17 protein-coding genes are annotated in these 17,669 nt (G+C 38.8%); 12 read left to right on the top strand and 5 right to left on the bottom strand.

The features are described from left to right. Positions 1–76: 76 nt before the first annotated feature. The 4 genes from WKH56_RS33265 to WKH56_RS33280 all read right to left on the bottom strand — a co-directional run bounded on the left by WKH56_RS33265 (position 77) and on the right by WKH56_RS33280 (position 3,151). Positions 77–631 carry a hypothetical protein gene (locus WKH56_RS33265; protein ID WP_342837668.1) on the bottom strand — a complete coding sequence of 185 codons (555 nt, stop codon included), beginning with the start codon at positions 629–631 and terminating at the stop codon, positions 77–79. Positions 632–718: 87 nt separating this feature from the next. Next, a complete protein-coding gene (locus tag WKH56_RS33270) occupies positions 719–934 on the bottom strand; it encodes a hypothetical protein (RefSeq protein WP_342837670.1) in 216 nt (71 codons plus the stop codon). 15 nt (positions 935–949) lie between these two features. Then, positions 950–1,609, bottom strand: coding sequence for a hypothetical protein (locus WKH56_RS33275; RefSeq protein ID WP_342837672.1), 660 nt, complete (start codon positions 1,607–1,609; stop codon positions 950–952). 183 nt (positions 1,610–1,792) lie between these two features. Further along, positions 1,793–3,151 (bottom strand): hypothetical protein, encoded by a 1,359-nt coding sequence (locus tag WKH56_RS33280; protein ID WP_342837673.1) that lies wholly within the window; start codon positions 3,149–3,151, stop codon positions 1,793–1,795. A gap of 751 nt (positions 3,152–3,902) precedes the next feature. Here WKH56_RS33280 and WKH56_RS33285 point away from each other — a divergent pair. The 12 genes from WKH56_RS33285 to WKH56_RS33340 all read left to right on the top strand — a co-directional run bounded on the left by WKH56_RS33285 (position 3,903) and on the right by WKH56_RS33340 (position 17,198). Continuing rightward, a complete protein-coding gene (locus WKH56_RS33285) occupies positions 3,903–4,088 on the top strand; it encodes a hypothetical protein (RefSeq protein ID WP_342837675.1) in 186 nt (61 codons plus the stop codon). A 130-nt stretch (positions 4,089–4,218) separates the two neighbouring features. Continuing rightward, positions 4,219–4,578, top strand: a complete 360-nt coding sequence (locus WKH56_RS33290; protein WP_342837677.1) for a replication protein — start codon at positions 4,219–4,221, stop codon at positions 4,576–4,578. A gap of 617 nt (positions 4,579–5,195) precedes the next feature. Then, positions 5,196–8,051: a type IV secretory system conjugative DNA transfer family protein gene (locus tag WKH56_RS33295; protein WP_342837679.1), complete on the top strand. Its 2,856-nt coding sequence runs from the start codon at positions 5,196–5,198 to the stop codon at positions 8,049–8,051. A gap of 62 nt (positions 8,052–8,113) precedes the next feature. Further along, entirely contained in the window at positions 8,114–8,995 is an 882-nt protein-coding gene (locus tag WKH56_RS33300; RefSeq protein ID WP_342837680.1) for a replication-relaxation family protein, read from the top strand. 12 nt (positions 8,996–9,007) lie between these two features. Next, positions 9,008–10,090, top strand: a complete 1,083-nt coding sequence (locus tag WKH56_RS33305; protein ID WP_342837681.1) for a conjugal transfer protein — start codon at positions 9,008–9,010, stop codon at positions 10,088–10,090. 1 nt (position 10,091) lies between these two features. Beyond that, positions 10,092–10,364 carry a TcpD family membrane protein gene (locus tag WKH56_RS33310; protein WP_342837682.1) on the top strand — a complete coding sequence of 91 codons (273 nt, stop codon included), beginning with the start codon at positions 10,092–10,094 and terminating at the stop codon, positions 10,362–10,364. 1 nt (position 10,365) lies between these two features. Continuing rightward, on the top strand, positions 10,366–10,845 hold the full coding sequence (locus tag WKH56_RS33315; RefSeq protein ID WP_342837683.1) for a conjugal transfer protein: 480 nt from the start codon (positions 10,366–10,368) through the stop codon (positions 10,843–10,845). 58 nt (positions 10,846–10,903) lie between these two features. Continuing rightward, positions 10,904–13,288, top strand: a complete 2,385-nt coding sequence (locus WKH56_RS33320; protein ID WP_342837685.1) for an ATP-binding protein — start codon at positions 10,904–10,906, stop codon at positions 13,286–13,288. Beyond that, positions 13,282–13,650: a hypothetical protein gene (locus WKH56_RS33325; protein ID WP_342837687.1), complete on the top strand. Its 369-nt coding sequence runs from the start codon at positions 13,282–13,284 to the stop codon at positions 13,648–13,650. Before WKH56_RS33320 ends, WKH56_RS33325 begins: the two co-directional genes overlap by 7 nt. Positions 13,651–13,654: 4 nt before the next feature. Further along, positions 13,655–15,559: a CD3337/EF1877 family mobilome membrane protein gene (locus tag WKH56_RS33330; protein WP_342837688.1), complete on the top strand. Its 1,905-nt coding sequence runs from the start codon at positions 13,655–13,657 to the stop codon at positions 15,557–15,559. Between the two features lie 11 nt (positions 15,560–15,570). Beyond that, positions 15,571–16,608: a bifunctional lytic transglycosylase/C40 family peptidase gene (locus WKH56_RS33335; RefSeq protein ID WP_342837692.1), complete on the top strand. Its 1,038-nt coding sequence runs from the start codon at positions 15,571–15,573 to the stop codon at positions 16,606–16,608. Then, a complete protein-coding gene (locus tag WKH56_RS33340) occupies positions 16,605–17,198 on the top strand; it encodes a hypothetical protein (protein WP_342837689.1) in 594 nt (197 codons plus the stop codon). Before WKH56_RS33335 ends, WKH56_RS33340 begins: the two co-directional genes overlap by 4 nt. 182 nt (positions 17,199–17,380) lie before the next feature. Here the strand turns inward: WKH56_RS33340 and WKH56_RS33345 are convergent. Beyond that, positions 17,381–17,669 (bottom strand): hypothetical protein (locus WKH56_RS33345; protein ID WP_342837690.1); only part of this gene is annotated, 289 nt, incomplete at its 5' end.

Here is a 17,669-nt window from a genome sequence, read left to right on the forward strand (position 1 = left end):
GGTTTATGTATTATTAGGGTATTTAAAATTCATTACGAGGGCATTTAAAGGGGTAACAAAGGGTGAAAAACAACCATCACCCTTCAGACAAGACCTCATCAATTATAAGTAAGTCCTCCAGTAGATCGTGCGGCGTTATAGATGGATCTCCTAGAAAGTTTCTATATGGGCCAAGAATTTCATATCCGCACAGCGCCTTCATGCAATTGTAGATATAATCCGTTTCAAATAAATCTCTCATATCTACGCCCTCGTTCGTTACTTTCACCATTTTTTGAATCATCGAAAGGTTAAGGTTGGCTAAATCTACGACAGCTGCCATTTTCATTGCCTTTGGAATTTCTTCAGCCATTTCTGGATTCATACCGATCGCAAAGTTTATAAAGTGCTTTTCTCCGTCCGTTTCCGAAAGCAACGTCTCACACTGCTGGTTAAATGTATCCGTAATTTTATCGCCTACGCGAAACTTGAATGTATCGCCTGCAATGGCATGCGCCAGCTCGTGGATTAAAACCACTTCATGAAACATGCTGAATATACCTGATAAGCCTGCCTTTTCCACTCTTTCTATGTCGTTGATGTAAAGGTTTGACGTCCTTTCGATCAAAACGACTGCATCTATTCTTCTCATTTTCTTTCTCCCATCCTGGTTAATTTTTCTAGAGCACTCCGGTTTGTATAACCTTACTTCACGAAGCGCTCCGGGAGCAAGGGTAATTTAATCGAGTTTATTTCTCTTTTTCAAATCCGCTACTAGGCCATTAAAGAAATCGGCCCAGGCTTCAACATCCTCGTATTCAAGAGTGAGGAAAAACTCTTTTTCTTCCCGATGCTTGCTACCTTTATCCAGCATATATAATTCAATATCGAAAACGCGATGATTAGCAATAACAGCGAAATCGTCATTGCTAATCATATTCTTTTCTTTTTTCATAGGATAAGCCCCTTATTAGTTTTCTAAATCCTTTATAATCTCAGAAAATAATGTTGAAACCTTCTTTAGATCATCTAGATTAATATATACTGCATTCTTTCCACCAGTGAGTCCGTCTGTGTTAATTTCTTTTAATAAAACTTCCATAAGCCCCATGCCATCATTCAAGTCTGTCACTTCTAAACCCCAATAACTGTCCTGAATAGCATAGGTTTTTGTATAATCATCTTCCGAGTAATTTATTTCTAGTGTAAAAGATCCCTGGGCCTTTTCACTTTTATAAATTCTCATTTGTTCAAACATCCTTGCTAGAGAACCCAAGAAAAAACGTTGTTTGTTGGCTAAACCTTCATTTTCAAACCTATTCACGAAAGTTTGCAAGTGATCGTGGCTTTCCTTCGAATACTCCATAAACTCATCAAAAGTTATAGTTTTAGATTTTCCTGAATCGTGGTTTATAACTAAAAATAATTTTAAGGCCGCATACTCCTGCTTACTCATGCCAAGATCGTCTTTAAATTCCTCTAAACCTTTCAACAAATAATTCGTAAGATCACTTTTTTGCACCTGTACATTTTTCATTTGAATTCCCCCATACATGATTTTGTTTCCAATAATTCGAAAAATAATGCTTTCTACACAACCCTTTTGCTCGATAAGGTTCATTGCACCCATCTATTTTACAGGTTCTATTTTTGTTTTTGGATATTTGTAACGGATCTCCATGCTTCACAAACGATCTATAGTGTAAGTTGCAGTATCCCTTGGCATGGTGGGTTTCGTCACAGCCAGCTACGCTACACTTTCTCATGGTATCCTCTCCTTTTTTAAAATGGCTCCCCGGAAGGAGCCGCTTAATTAGTTAGCCAATACTGATTTATCGTACTTAGCAAGTCTTTTTGCTAATTCTTCTTGTCTTGCATCATATTGAGCTTGAGCTATTTCCGCTGGTGTAGGCTGTTTAGGCTTGTTGTTTTTAGATTTTAGCTCTTGGTCTAATTCCCTTAATTCCTGCTCTAACTTGCGTTTTTCTTCTTCAAAATCCGATTCTGAGGCTTCTTCTTGCTGATTTTCAAGATGCTTTTTCTCTTTTAGCCATTCAGGAACCATTTCTGTACGACCGTTTTTATTAGGAGCCTGAGAAGGTATACCCTTTTTCAAATAGTTTGTAAGATAAGTATCCATTAGGCGATCTATATCGTGAATAACTTCGTTTTTAGGATTCGTTACAGCTTTAGTAAGCTCTCTAGCAAAGGCTAATGCGTTCATCTTATCAGCATATATGTTGTAAATATTACTTAGTTGCAAAATAGAAATATTATTAGCAATCAATCTCTCGCTCAACTCCTTAATGCTTTCTTTTACAGGAGCCGGTAAATCCGTTTGATCCACTTCGTCTCTATAGAGAGATAGATTTGGTTTATTTTTAGATATTAAGTTATTAGTTAAGTTATTAGATTGAATTTTACTGTAGTTTTTACAGTTAGGCTCACTGTCATTTTTACTGTTAGGGTAACTGTCATTTTTACTGTTAGGGTCAAAAGTCGCTTCATTACTGGATTCTTGAGCTTTTTTATTTTTTGCTTCAGCCGCTCTCTCTGCTTTCTTTTTCTCAGCCGCTTCTTGTTTTTTGCGTAGCTTATCGAGCTTCTCTTTTTCTGCTGCCTCTTTCTTAAGGCGCTGATTCTCTTTCAATTTCTCGTACCGCTGTCTAGTAGCCTCTTTTCTTTCGGCTCTTAGTTCGTTAATTTCGTTTATGTGAACCCATCTTTCCGCAAGTTCTGCTGGTTCTCTTACATATAAGCGATTAGGGCCATACTGTGTAGGCTCCTCAGAAAGCAATCCGTATAACTGTAATTCCGTTTTGTAGCCTATAAGTGTTTTCTCAGCGCAGTTTAACATGTACTCTAATTCTGTATTATCTGAAATGCAGTATATATCGCCATGTTCATCACGGTAAGATTTTGTGCGTCTTTCTCTTTCATCCCTAACCGCGATCTCTCCACTTTCAATCTTTTCAGTTTGATCTTCGCACCAGGTTGTTTTGTTTCGTAAGAATACGTAAAGCATCTTTGCTTCAGCTGTCATCTTTTTGTACGTTGGATCAAAAAGTAAAAACTCATACAACTGATAATACCGGTCGCTGTTTGCTTTTCTTCCTGAAATTTTCTTACCTTGCTCCATTTGTTCGGGTAATTCTTTCTTTTTTCTAGCCATAAAAAAAACCTCTCCTCATCTGATTTTTCAGAAAAAGAAAGGTTCCCAACCATACGTTCGCATATCTACATACAAATTTTAACAATACACTAAATTTTTTTATATTTGGTAAATAAAAACACGCTAAACTGTTGTGTTTAAACATACCGATAGTGTATAATGTACATAGATTAATAATCTACAAATCGTATAATTATTCCCTTAAAACCGAGAGCCTGCCAGCATTGGTTGGGAACCCAGAGTCTAAGTTGCACCAACAACTTAGGCTCTTTTTTCGTTTTCTGATCTTGTTTACTTAACAACATTCTACCGATTGTTACTGCATATGTAAAGTATAAATCTTTTAATTAAGGAAAAACATTCTAAAAGAACTATGCCTCTTTTTCACTAAAAAATCCCTAAATATGTATCTATTTCTCTTTAACTCTTACTTTAACATAAAAATAACTTCATTTACTAACAAAAATTCCTCTTTTACAGGTTTATTTGATAAATAAATCGGGTATACGACAAACGTTTATTCGTATTGTTTTGAAACGCTTTCAATGTAAGACCTTACCTATGCAGGAAAAGTAGGTTAATCTTACCTGTAAAGGAACGCAATATGATGATAGAATGTAGGTTCGAATTATTGCTATTCAAACATGCGATAAACGAAAAGCAAAAATGACAAACAGTGTGGGTTGAAAATGGATAGCCGCGATCTGATACGGTTGCTGGCGATAAAATAATTTATAAGGGAGAAATTGATATGATGAGTATGTTGAAGCAAGAATATAGAGCAAAAAAGGAATTTCAAAAACTCCTAAGAGATTATGGAGCTAAAAACAACCTAGAAATCCCTGATACGCTGGATATTGAAAAGCTACCAGCCGAACTTAAACTAAATAGCTGTATAGATTCCCAAAACAGGAACTCTAAATGCCGAACTATTTAAATACCAACGCATAAAGAGTTACCATTTTGGGTTTTTTTGTTTTTTTTCTTGTCAACGTTCCGGTGGAATGCTCATAATTAATTCTGCTCCCATATGGGAAAGTAGGGAATATGAGTCGGAGGTTGATCGAGTGGATAAAATTGATCTTAACAAACAAAAAGAAAATATGGATCTACTATTAAAGAATTTTTGTGAAAGTAATTTTTCGAAGCGTCAGGCTAAGATAATAGCCTTCATTTCTTTTCTAGCTAGGCAAAATAATGAGGGGATTGCATACATCCCCAAATTGAGCTATTTCCGAAATTGTGGCGTAGGAAGAAATCATATAGGTCGAGAATTGGATAAGCTAGTAAAGATGAAAGTGATTAACTGGAATAAAGATAAAATGTTATTTCAGATAAACTATTGCGCTAATTTTTGGCAAGAAACAAAAGGCCACGAAGTAGATCGTGAGTTGTGCGATTACCTTACCGAATTGAATAAATTTTGAAATAAAAAAAGAGCCGGTCAGTTTAATTGACCAGCTCTTTTTTGTTTAGCTTTATCCGAATATAAAAAGTAAAATCCGCAGAAAATGCATGAGTAAAATCTCCATAATTTTGCCGCTACATTTTCCTTCAAGTTACAAAAAGTGTGTATGAGAATTCTTGCTGTAAATTTTAAATTAGCTCCCCAAGTCCGTTGCCGGACTCAGAGAAAATTCGTAAAAGTTGAACACCCTCCCACCACAGAATGTGTTCAAATTCCATTATATCTTACATGTCAATAGATAATGAAATTAATATGTAAATACACATGAAATATATACGTAAAAAAATAATTAATTAGATTTACATATTTTTTTCAAAAAAAGTATTGCCAAAGGGTAACAATGGGTGTATATTTAAATTGTAGCAGTTATTCAATTCTTTCCCAGTGAAACAAATTTTAAATTTGCTTTCATCTGCGGAATGATTTTCTAACTACTACGTTTAAATTATATCCGGTGGCGAGGCACACACGATCGCCGCGATCGACCTTTGAAAACTGCATACAAGTACAGAAGTTCTGTCTACTCATCCCAATTCATTTACTCATCTCTCAATCTAAAAACGAGGTGATGAAGTAGTGAATTTCAAACGAACCAAATCGGATGAACAATTGGAGCAAGCGATAGAGAATATCCTATCCACTGCCTGGAACAACAAGGCCGATACAGTTAAATTATTTATCGGTGCATTTGCAGTTGGAGGGTGGTACTTGTGGACACAGCAGAGAGCATGGCTTGATACTTTTTTACCGACAAAAGAGATTGAAAACACAGCAGCGTTATATTTTCCTAGAATAATATTGGTGCTGATTTTTTTCGCTCTATTATTGGTAATTCGAGCCGTTTTTGTTGCTTATTGGAATAGAAGAAAGTACCTCTACACGCTGGTCTTGCCGCATAGCAAAGATGGAATTACGGTGGAGAAATTGCAACAAGCCATGAGAAGTTTTCATGGTTCGAGGCGAAGTCCTCTCCACAGATTAGTCTTTGGAAAGGAAAGATTCACCTTCCTTATCCACCAGGATGAAAAAGAAATTTTCTTCTATCTTGGTGCTCCGGCAGACCGATTGAATTATTTAAAAACGCATCTATCCTCTCTATATGCGAGGGTAGGATTTTATCCAGCTGACAACTTAACCTTTCCTGGTAAGAAGTCAGTCGGTGGGCGTATGAAAATAAAGCGTAAAAAGCATGGTGCAACTCTTTCATTAGCACGATATAAGGAAGATCAACTGCCGGTTATCTTCAATAACATGCAGCCGAATACATGGGTGCAAATCGGTTTTACTCCGAATAACGGCCGAGAACTTGAAAAAGCAATCGAAAAAGCGCAGAAGAAAGCGAAGCTGAAAACGGATTTTAAAAACCGAACCTATACCGATAAAGAAGAAATTAAGTCCTGGGATCACAGGATGTCAGGAAATGAAGTCGCTTTTGAAGTGACTATTTCCCTGGCAACCGAGCACTTCCCAGGTGTTTCTACTTTAAAAAGTACAGGAAACGCAATCGCAACCATGATGGCCGATGTTAATGAAATCAAATATCGCCGGTGGAGGTATTCGGTTAAGCCGTATCCTTCAATGAATCCTTATAAAATGCTGTGGACGTCATCGGAATTGGCGAACCTGGTTCACCTGCCGTACTTAGGGCAAGAGGGGTTATCTGAGAAATTCAAAGATAAAATCCCCCATATCTCACCAGGGTATGAGCCATTACCATACAACGTCTTATCTAATCCACTAGGATTTCTATTCGGTTACCAATTGCATCCGCTAATCAAGGACAGAGAAGTTCGAGTAATGCCGCAGTACCTTGGCGAACACTGGCTTTTATCCGGTGAAAATGGATCGGGTAAGTCAACCCTATTAAACCAAATGCTAAAGAGCTTCCTAGATGAATTCTTGAAAGATGGCATTTCACCAGGGTTTTCATTCATCGATCCAGCCAGGGATACCGCGCTAATAATGCTCAACTATCTCATGACTCGCGAGGTTTGGGAAAAACAAGCAGCAGAACGAGAAGGCCGAGAGCCTGCGTTTAAAGTGAACTGGGAGAAAGTCAAGTGGATTTCTTTCAGAAACACCGATCACCCACCGGCATTAAACTTGCTTCATAAAATGCCAGGTGAAAGTGACGATTTGGCTGTCGATATCGTATTCAAGATCATCAAAGACAGCTTTGATCCTGCGCCCCAAACAGAACGATTGCTGAAAATGGCCATTAGAACATTGATGGCCGATCCTGGACAGCAACATACAATTCTAGGCATTCGTCCTCTTCTATATGATGAGGATTTCCGAGAAGGAATCATTAAAAGGCTTGATGCAACCGGAAAGTACCGAGCAATAACTACTTTTTGGAGAACAGAAGCTGAAAAGATGATGGATGTTTCAGCAGTCGCTTTATTGAACCGGTTGGATATTTTCTACTCCAATCAGTTCTTACAGCGAGTTTTTGGTCAAACTGAATTCCATTTTCCAGTAAGAAAGTGGATGGATGAAGGTTACGTAATATTGTATGACATGAGTGGGATGAGTGAAGAAGAGATTGGGCTGGTAGGCAGCTATTTAACCTACTTGTATTACCGAGTCGCAGATACGCGAGACGAAAACACTACACCTCTACTACATCAATTATGTATCGATGAAGCACCAAAGGTAAAAGCTGAAATTTTAGATTACATGGTGCGAGAACAGCGTAAAAAAGGTTTATCCTTGGGGATTATCTGTCAGAGTGTTTTAGATTTACCTGAAAAGCTATTTAAGGCTATGACAGAGGTAACGGGTAACCTTTTCGTTTGTAAGCAAGGTAAGCAAAACGCAAAAATATCTGCTTCATCTTTCATACTTCCGGGTCAAAACAAGCCGGTATATAGTGAATCAGACTTGCGAAACCTTCGAAAACGAGTTGCAGCTATTAAAATTATCGATAAAGTTGACGGAGTAGAAAAAGCATGTCAGACAATGGTTATTGTTCCACCGCTTGACCGCTATCTTCCAAGTGGAGAAGTTGCCACTTTTAAAGATGAAATTCAAACCGCTCAATCCAACGAGTGGACGCTTGGGCGAGCGCAGGAGCTTCAAAGCATGGGTGGCTTGCATAAATACGAGATAGATCGTCAAACTGAAGCGTATCTGTACGGTGCAGTTGCTGAAAAAGTAGCAGTTTCTGCTGATCCGGTTGAACCGGAAGAGGAAGAAGAAGAGAGCTTTTTCGGCAAATTAGAGAATGTTGCTAAAGATCGCGAGCAAATCGAAGAGGATTTGCCACTGGAAGTAGAAAGTTCATCCCAAGTTAACCCACCAATTAATCTTGACAAGGATGAATTACAGCAAGCCCTTCAAGACGAACTCGGTGAAAATATCGAGAGCGAGGAAGAGGCCGCTGAAATAATAGAATCTGAAGATGATGAAGAATCTTTCTTTAAATTTTAGATTCGTGAAAATTCGTAAGGTTGACCACCACTCCCTCCACATCAAATTGATGGAGGGAACCGATGAGAAAATTTTTAGCTTTATCCGTAGAAGATGAACAGCTTTTATTACACTTACACCAGCACATTTACTTGAGTAGAGATTTCATTGAAAAATATATCTACGTTAGGAAAGATGCTGATGAAAAGAAAGTAAAAGCGCATGAATTAAGTGTTTTTAGAAGGTTGAACCAATTAGTGAAAGAAGGATATCTCACTAAATTTGCACTACCTATTACTCCAGGATCGGGCCGATCAAGCAACGTTTATACGTTGGCCCGATTCGGGGTTGAAACAGTGGAAAACCTAACAGGCATTGTTCATTGGCAAAATAAATGGAGCTATGAACCTCAAATTTGGTATATGCATGCTCTTACTCTTGCTGAAGTGATCAAAAGTTTTGAGGTTAATAATAATCCTGAAGTAATCGAAGTAAAGCAATTTATATCTGAAGCAAAAGGTTACTTCGAGTATTACGAAAAAGAAGAAAACAAAATCGTAAGACACCGTATTCGACCGGATGGCATTTTAATCATTGGTACGCCTGGGAGAGATGATCAAAACCTCGGCATCATGGTTGAAATGGAGAGATCCTATGCTGATAAAACCGGAACTATACGAAAGTTAAATCAATATAATCACTTTTTTGGGGGAGTCGGGGGTCCTAAGCACGATGAACGAATGAAAAAATTTGATGCCGATGTTGGATTAGAACATCCAGTCTTAGATTGGCGAGTGTTATTTATCGGAAATACCGAATCAATGGGGAAACGTATTTTAACCCAATTAAAAGGTCAAAAATCTGAAAAACCAATATTAGCCGCTTCTAAAGACGACTTACTTAAAAATCCATACGGCGATGTTTATCGATCGCTTAAGAAACCCGATACCCTTAAAAGTCTATAACGGGAGGGTAAAATGAAAAACAAGCTCGCAGATAATGTGAAAGCCATTTTCCGCTCTGTAACTGCCGAGAACAAGATAAAACGATCGAAAAAGATGAACAGATCATTACCTCAAGCACAAAAGAATGTAAAACGCATTCGTTTTGTTGTATGGGCAATCATTGGATGTATTTGTTTAACTGGAGCACTTGGATTCGCCAGGGCGCAGAACGCTTTGCATAAAAGCAAAGAAGCTCAAGCCGCTGTTAAGGAAATGAAAGAGAATCCAAACCAAGGCCAATCGGATTACAGCAGTCCTAAGTTGATTCGATTCGGAAACGAAGTTGTAAAAGCATATGTACCTATTTCTCAAAACGGCGATGATCGAACAAAGCAAATGGCCGAACTTGGAAAACACTATGCTGAAGATGTTCCGGTTCCTGAGTTTGGAGATTTTCAAGGCCGCCGCGATTTAAGAGGTTACGAGTTATTTAATACCGTAAACGAGGCTGATAAAGCCATCTTACAATATCACGTTTCATATACAAACGTAGCGATGGGCGAGCAACCTAAACCGGAGGAAAACAAAGAAGAAAATAAGGATGAGGAAAACAAAGAAGATAAGCCGCAACCAGCAGCAGAACAGAAAACGGATAAAGAAGCACTGCTTAATATCCCTGTAAAAGCTGTAAAAAATGGCTACATCGTTATTGAAAGTCCTTACTTCTCAGCCATTCCGGACTTAACTGGAAAGAAAGTGGCCGCCGTTGCCAACCCTTACAGCGATGAAAAACTGATTGATATTAATAAAAGCGATAAGATTCAAAAGTGGCTAACAGAAAGCTTTTTCCCAAAATACGCAAATGAAACAAAATCCGAAATGATGTACATGATGGATGAGCCACAAGCCTTAAACGGTGTTCAGGAGTTTTTGGGAATTGAGTCAATCAAGGTGTATCCAAGTAAAACTAAAAACGAGTACATTGCAAAGGTTGAAGCTAGTTTCAAAGAAAAAGAGCTTGATATAAGACAAAAAGAAAACTTCACCATTGTTTTGCAAGACTCTGATAATAAATTCTTTGTAAAAAAATTAACCCATACATTAGGAGGAAAATAATATGAATAATCTTATTTTAAAAGCGATCGCAGGTTCTTCTTTAGGTGCAGGAATGCCAACTTTAAACGGAGTTAGTCAATGGATTCAAACAGAGGGCGGTAACGCACTTACTATTGTCCTGGTTCTTTTCAGTATCATGTATGCAATTAGACAATCTTGGGGGAAATTGATCGGCTTCCTATTACTTGCCGGGCTTGTTTTCTTCACAATCGGAAGTCCAGACCGCATCCTTTCAGTATTCTCAGGTATCGGAAATAAAATCATCGGAGGTTAATATGGAACCTTATAATTTTAAAAAGACGTTTAACGATCCGATTACGATATATTCCTTTGGGGAGTACAGCCTCCCCTTCGGAATAGGGTTAATGCGACTGATTATTTATATCTTGGTTCTTGGCTTAATGATTTTGTTTAGAGGATTTTTTCTAGCAATAAGTGGTTTTATGCCCGGTTTGAATATAGTTGTATTCCTGGGCCTTCCCTTTGTGGTATCTCACTTTCTATTAAGAAGAGATCCACAAGGGAAAAAACTTCACTTTTATCTATACGACTTATGCGTGTACTTCTTCACCATCTACATTCCGAAAAAGAAATTCTCCAACGATGAAGAGGTCATGTACGATACCGAAAAAGCAGTTACTTTTGAAGATGTAATTGTTAACCCAAAAGAAGAAGAAAGCGATGGTGAAGCAAATGAGATTGAAAACGCCTATCAAAACGTTGAACGAGAATTTAATGCTAACAAAGTCGGGTGATATATACGCTTTTTATGGGGTGGATGCAGAAATGATTGCATCCTCCAACCATAACAAGATGATTCAAAGTAAGAATAATTTTCAAAATCTTCTGTCAGATATAGCTCCTTACAAGGATATCCACCTACAGATGGTTCCTCGCCAAATGGATCTAAACAGCCGTTTTAGCCTTATGGAGAAGGATTTCAGCGAAAAAACAAAGCATATCGGCCAATACTACAATGGTGAAACGATCCGGATGCTGGAAGATGAATTAGGCGCTGTCACAGAATACGAATTTGTAATGGTTATTAGATTAAAAGGCAAGTTGCTTGAAGGAAGCGCTGAAATGAAGGATGTCGTATCTAATGCTTTTTCTTCAGTAACGGACACCCTGGTTAGTTTGCTAGGACTCGAGCGAGAAGTACAAAGCGATTTCTTTGATAGATTCATTGAACATGAGCAGGAGCTATTCGATAAAATAAGCGTTCTGCCAGGAGCTAGACGATTAAAAGAAGATCAGGTCTACTACCTTAACCGCTTTAACTTTATGCGCGACTTACAACATGCAATTAACGAAGAAAGAACAAACCGAGGCGTTTCAAATATCACAAACACCATCATCGATCCTTCAAGCCATGTGGGTTTCTTAAAGCTCCAAACGCCTGAAGGTCAGGTTTACTCAAGTTTCATAGTCGTAGATGAAATGCCGCGAGATATGACCAACACGCACTTATTCCAAAAAGCTCAACACTTCCCTTTTCCAGTAGAATGTCATATCAAAGCTCAATTCCAAGAAAAAGACGCTATGCTTCGCCGGGTGGCGATGGCAAAACAACGATTCAAAGTTACAGATGAAGAAATGGCTCAGGCCGGCGCAGATGAGGACGATGCATTATCAACTAACCGTTTCATGCTAAACCGCCTGCAAAACGGATTACGAAATGAAGGTATTGTTTATCTAAAATGGATTGCCGCATTTGTAGTTACTGGCCAAACCAAAGAAGAATGTCGAAGCCGCGCCAACGCTGTTATTCGTAGCTTGAAAAGTGCTGAGATATATTGTGTCCGGCCGATGGCCGACCAGCTGCAGTTATTCTATAAATTCTTACATGGCCAACCGCTAATGCTTGAAAAGAACTGGGTGCAAGAGACAGGACACGCTGGATTTGCAGAAAACTTGTTTGCAGTAGGTAATCAATTAGGAAGTAAGATCGGTTTCTATATGGGCCGGGTTGACCGCACAATTGATAAAGTGCAGTTAGATCATGCGATAGCTGCCAGTCGAGATATTGTTTTATTCCACCCATTCATTGCGAATGAAGGAATTGCCGGCGCTAACTCAGACTCGCCGCATATAGCAATTACTGGCCAAACCGGAAAAGGAAAGTCCTTCTTAGTAAAATTAATCCTTATGTATCTAACATTCTTAGATACGAAAGTTTTAATGACTGATCCTAAAAATGAAATTGAAGAATGGTTTAAAAAAGCTATTGAGGATGCCTCAGTTAGAGAGCAATATCCGGGCTTCGTAGAACTAATCGAATCTTTCAACTACATTACACTTGATCCTTCTAACAAAGAAAACTGGGGTGTACTTGATCCGATCGTTTTCTTAAAAGGATATGAAGCCAACCAAACAGCTCAAGCAGTTATTGAGCAAATCTACTCTTTAGACGGTAAAGATGATGTGAAAACAGCAATTCTTAAGGCTTTAACAGCAGTTATTGAAGAAAGAGCAAAAGGTGAAAAAGTAGGATTCATGCATGTAATTGAACGCTTGCAAGCTCACAGCGAACAAAGCATTAAAAGTTGTGGTGAACTACTTGCTCAAATGATTCAAAACTCAGTGCTTCAGCTTATTTTCAGCTATGGAAATACAAAAGCAGTTGAACTAAATGGAAAGGTTAACATCCTACAATTAGAAGGCTTAGATTTACCGAAAGAAGATGACGATCCTCATTACTACGAGGATGGCGAACGAAAAAGCCTTTGCTTAATGATTCCTTTAGCAAAGTTCTGTGAGAAGTTTGGCCGCCAAAGCCGCCATGACAATACCAGCATCATTTTTGATGAAGCTTGGATGCTTACCAACGCACGAGGAGGAAAAAAGCTGATCAAATCAATGCGTAAGATCGGCCGCTCATACAAAAACCAGTTGTACCTAGTAACGCAGTCAGTTGGCGATGTTCAAAGTGAGGACGATAAAGGGAACTTTGGAGCACGATTTGCTTTTGATGAAGATGCGGAACGTAACGATATCCTTCAATATATGGGCCTTGAAAAGACCGAAGATAATATAAATCTACTGTCCAACATGACCAAAGGACAGTGCTTATTCCGAGACTTTTATGGCCGTACAGGGAAGCTCGCTATTGATTGCTTATTCGATGAATGGAAAGAAGCATTCAAAACGGTTGAGAAATCGCACTCCGCTAAAGCCGAGGAGGAATTTACATGGTAAAGAGGTTATTGCCACTCATTCTTATTTTCGTAGCTACTTTTGCTCTGCTGAGTAGCTACGCAATTTATAGAAATGGCACTAAATATACGGATGAAATCAATCAAGCTATTAAATTAGAAAACGAGGATCTGGAAGCTCCAGGCGTTGAAAAAGATATCGATAAATTAGAACGATCGGATGCTAAGATTGAAATTTTTGATAAAGGTCAATTTATCCGCATCACATATGAAATTAGAGACAACGACTTTATTACCGAGGGTTATCAGAAGTTAAAAGATGGCTCTTTGAAATTCGCCGGATCAGAGCACTTTGATAATAAAGAAGCTGATTACATTGAAAACGAAGATATAGTCAAGGAGTGAGCCTATGAAACCCTGGAAAAAAATTATTTTTGTTGTCTCCATCCTACTTCTTCTTTTTATCCCCTTCACAATCGCCGTTGCTGACGAGAAAAAAGACGAAGTATACGATAAACCGAAAACAGTGGAAGTTGGTGGCGTTAAGTTAGAAAGTAAAAAATACAGTTTAACGCATTACGAAGTCGTGGCTTTTGTAGAAGAGTCCTGGAACCCCTTTAGTGGTGAAGAAATCGACAAGGGCCTTCTAAGCCTTGCAAATACTTTCTTCGGCGTAACAAAGCTCCTTACAAACTGGATTGAAGATGGTTTAGGGATGCTTTATAGCTTGGATATCTTGAGTACAGTATCCGATAAGATCAGCAATGTGAGTAATAGTTTATGGGAGGCGCTTTTAGACAACTTTGGAGCCGCGTTCCTGACGATTGCAGTCATTCAGATATTTGCAATCTATGTTGGTCAAAGAAACGGCTCTAGAGCCGGAAAAATGACTTTAAAATTGATTACAGTTTCTATCATTGCCGCAGTTTGGTTTGGAAACGCTGGTTTTTATCTAAAAGCTATGAACTCATTAAGTGATGCAAGCCAAGTCGTTATTATGAAAACAGGAACGCCGCTTGCAGATGCCGATATTAAGCCAGGAAAAGAGCTTGAAGGTTCAGTTACTCTTTTGAGAAATAACTTCTTTGATCTTGCAGTATACCGCCCTTACCTTTTAATGAATTACGGTACAACAAACGAAAAAACGATCAACAAAAAGCAAAATGTTAAAAAGGACAGCCGGAACCGAATTGATGAGCTTTTAGCTCTTAAAAATTCAAAAGAAGGTTACGAGAAAAAGAAAGAAATCGTTCAGAACGAAGTTGAAAAGCTGAAAAATGAAAACATGACTACAGCTAATATAGCTGCCAACATTGGAACCGCGTTTATGAGTATGTTTTTCGTCTTAATACTAGGAGCACCCCTCCTTCTCGTGGCATTGTTCAATTTCATTATTCAAGTTGCTATCATCGGGCTTTCAATCTTCCTTCCAGTAGCTTGTGTGCTTTCAATGCTTCCAGCGCTTTCAAATAGCGCATATAACGTATTTGGTAAGATGTTTGGACTATTCGGAATGAAGGCTTTCACCGGTTTGATCATGCTTTTCACTTTCTTAATTACGAGAATCATCCAGGCACTTATCCCTTTAACATCATCGACTGCTTACTTTATAAATGTACTTTTAACTGCAGTAGCTACGATCCTGGTGATTGTAAAACGCGATCAAATTATTTCATTCGTTACAGCCGGCCGCGTAACTACAGTAGATGCCGGAATGCCACAGCAAATGTATAGACAGTATAAAACGAAAGTTGAAAAGCCAGCCGCTGTAGTGGCCAAGCAAACGGCCGCATTCACAGGAAGCGTAGTTTCAAATGCTGGAAACTTTGCACAGAAGAAAATTCAAAATATCAGAAGAAATCGACAACCGCAATCATCAAATGGTGGAAATAAAGGATCGGCAGTTGGTTCGGCCGCTACAGCCGCCGCTACTGCTTATGCTGGACCACTTGGTGGAGCCGCGATTAGTGCTGCCACTGCTTATATGGATAGACGTAGCAATGGCCGTAAGAAACAGAATGAAAAACCAAATGAGCAATTGAAAAAGGTTGAGAAGAAAGCTGAGAAAAAGCCTATTGAAATCAAACATTATCAAGATAACCCTAACTATAAGCGTCAAACGCAGAAAGCTGATACACCAAAATTAGAGAAGAAGCCTAAAACAGCAACGACTACTAATCAACCAGAAACACAGCCTGTTCGTAAAAAGCAATCTACTGAACGCCCACAGGTTCATACGAAAGAGAATTTAAGTGAGAAACGCAAATCACAGCGTACTGTATATAAAGCCCCTACTAAAAAAGAGGAGGAATAACATTGAAAAAGATGTTGTTGATCGGAGGTGGCCTTGTAGGTGTTGCCCTTCTATTAGTTGGTTCAATTATAATGGTTTTCATGCTTGCTATTACTGGCGAGGAGCAAACAACCACAGTTGAAGATGAAGGCGGCGTAACGGGTACAGCCAACGTTTCGCCGGCCGTTCAACGGTGGGAACCGCTAGTAAGGAAATACACAAAAGCCGAAGGCTTATCAGAGGATCTAGTACCTATCGTTCTCGCACTAATACAGCAAGAAAGTGGTGGTACTCATGCCGATGTCATGCAGTCCAGCGAAAGCCAAGGCCATCCACCCGGCTACTTTACAGACCCGGAAACCTCCATTAAATTCGGTATGAAGCACTTTGCGAATGTATATCGTCAGGCCAAGGGTGACGTTAAACTTGTTCTACAATCATACAATTATGGAACCGGATTTATAAATTATGTGTTACCTAGAAAATACTCTCTTGATCTAGCAAAACAGTTTTCTATTGAGCAAGCTAGAAAGAATGGCTATACATGCCGCGCCTGGAGAAGTGCTGAAGAAAAGTCAAAAGGCATGTGTTATGGCGATCCGTATTATGTAGATCATGTTTTAAGATACGTAAAAGATATGAAATCAACCGGCGGTGGCGGTAAAGTAGCCAAGGGCAGTCCGCTAGGCGATGATAAATATAAAGCTCTTATGGAGGAAGCCTATAAGTACCAGGGCCAGCCTTATGTATGGGCCGGATCTAATCCAAATACAGGTTTTGATTGTAGTGGCCTTATGCAATGGTCATATAGAAAGATTGGCATTAACCTTCCTCGAACCGCCCAGGAGCAATACAATGCAACTGCCCGGATAAAGGATTCGGAAAGGAAGCCAGGCGATCTAGTCTTTTTTACAAGAACATATAAAACATCAAACTATATAACGCATGTTGGGATCTACATTGGAAATGATGAATATTACAATTCAAGTGGCCGAGGCATTGGGCCGATAAGTTTAAAAGAGAAGTTTTGGCAAGATCACTTTGTAGGATATGGGAGGATTAAGAAATGAAAAAATTAGTGATTGCTGTAATTGTATTGGCTGTGGGTTTTGTTGGAACTGGCGCATTTGCCAGTTATCAGCTTAATAGAGCGAATGAAAACGAGAAAGAGTATGCTGCAGTGCAAAAAGAAAATAAAGCCTTAAAAAAGCAAAATGACGATGTAATGAATAGATTGGTTGCTTTGCAAAATAACCAGGAAACAAAAGTAAAAGAAGATGTACAGAAATTCCTAGATGGCTACTTTAATTATGATACAGCTCTAGGCGAGCGAGCATGGACGAAGGTAAACGGTCTTGTAACGGATAGAGGAATGTCTATGGTACGCCCTCCTGGTGCAGAGGGAGAGCCTGAGAAGTCTACACCTGAAACTGCAGTAAAATCATCTTTAAACGAAAGCAAAATCTATTACACGCCAATTTCAGAGGAAAAAGCAAACGTATTTGTTCGTGCATATCAAACGATCACAGTTAACAAGGTTCCTTCTAAAACTCAAACTTTACTGGATATCGATGTAGTATACGATGCAAAGAAAAACAAATGGCTAGTAGATAAGATGGAATTAGTAGGAGGAGCAGACGCTGAAGAGTTTGTAAATTAATTAAAAATCGGTTACAATAGGTATAATCTTCTTTTTGAAACCATTGCTAAATCAAAACCTCGTTGCGGAAACAGCGAGGTTTTGTACTATCCATCTCTATCTCTCTAAAGTACAGAATGGATTAGTTGGTTTCAATCAACTGCAAAAAAACCCAACGTTTGCGCCGTTGGGTTTTTTTGCGTTTATAATGTTATTACAACGTACATGAGTGCAATGAAAGCCACATAAGAAAGTATTGCCAGTGTAAAACCTTGAATACGTGTATCTTTGCTATCCTCCCACGATAATGCGCTTCCCAGTGCGTTAATTCCTGCTATTGCACCAAATCCTACAGCATAATATATAACATTAGGATCATTAGTGAAGAACCCAAGTTTAATGAGGACTGTTAAGAATCCTATTACTATTATCATTTGCCACTCACGCGGTAATACAGATGGTTCCGTAAATCCATGCTCTTCTTTGTAAGAT

Source organism: Priestia sp. SB1 (genome assembly GCF_038898415.1).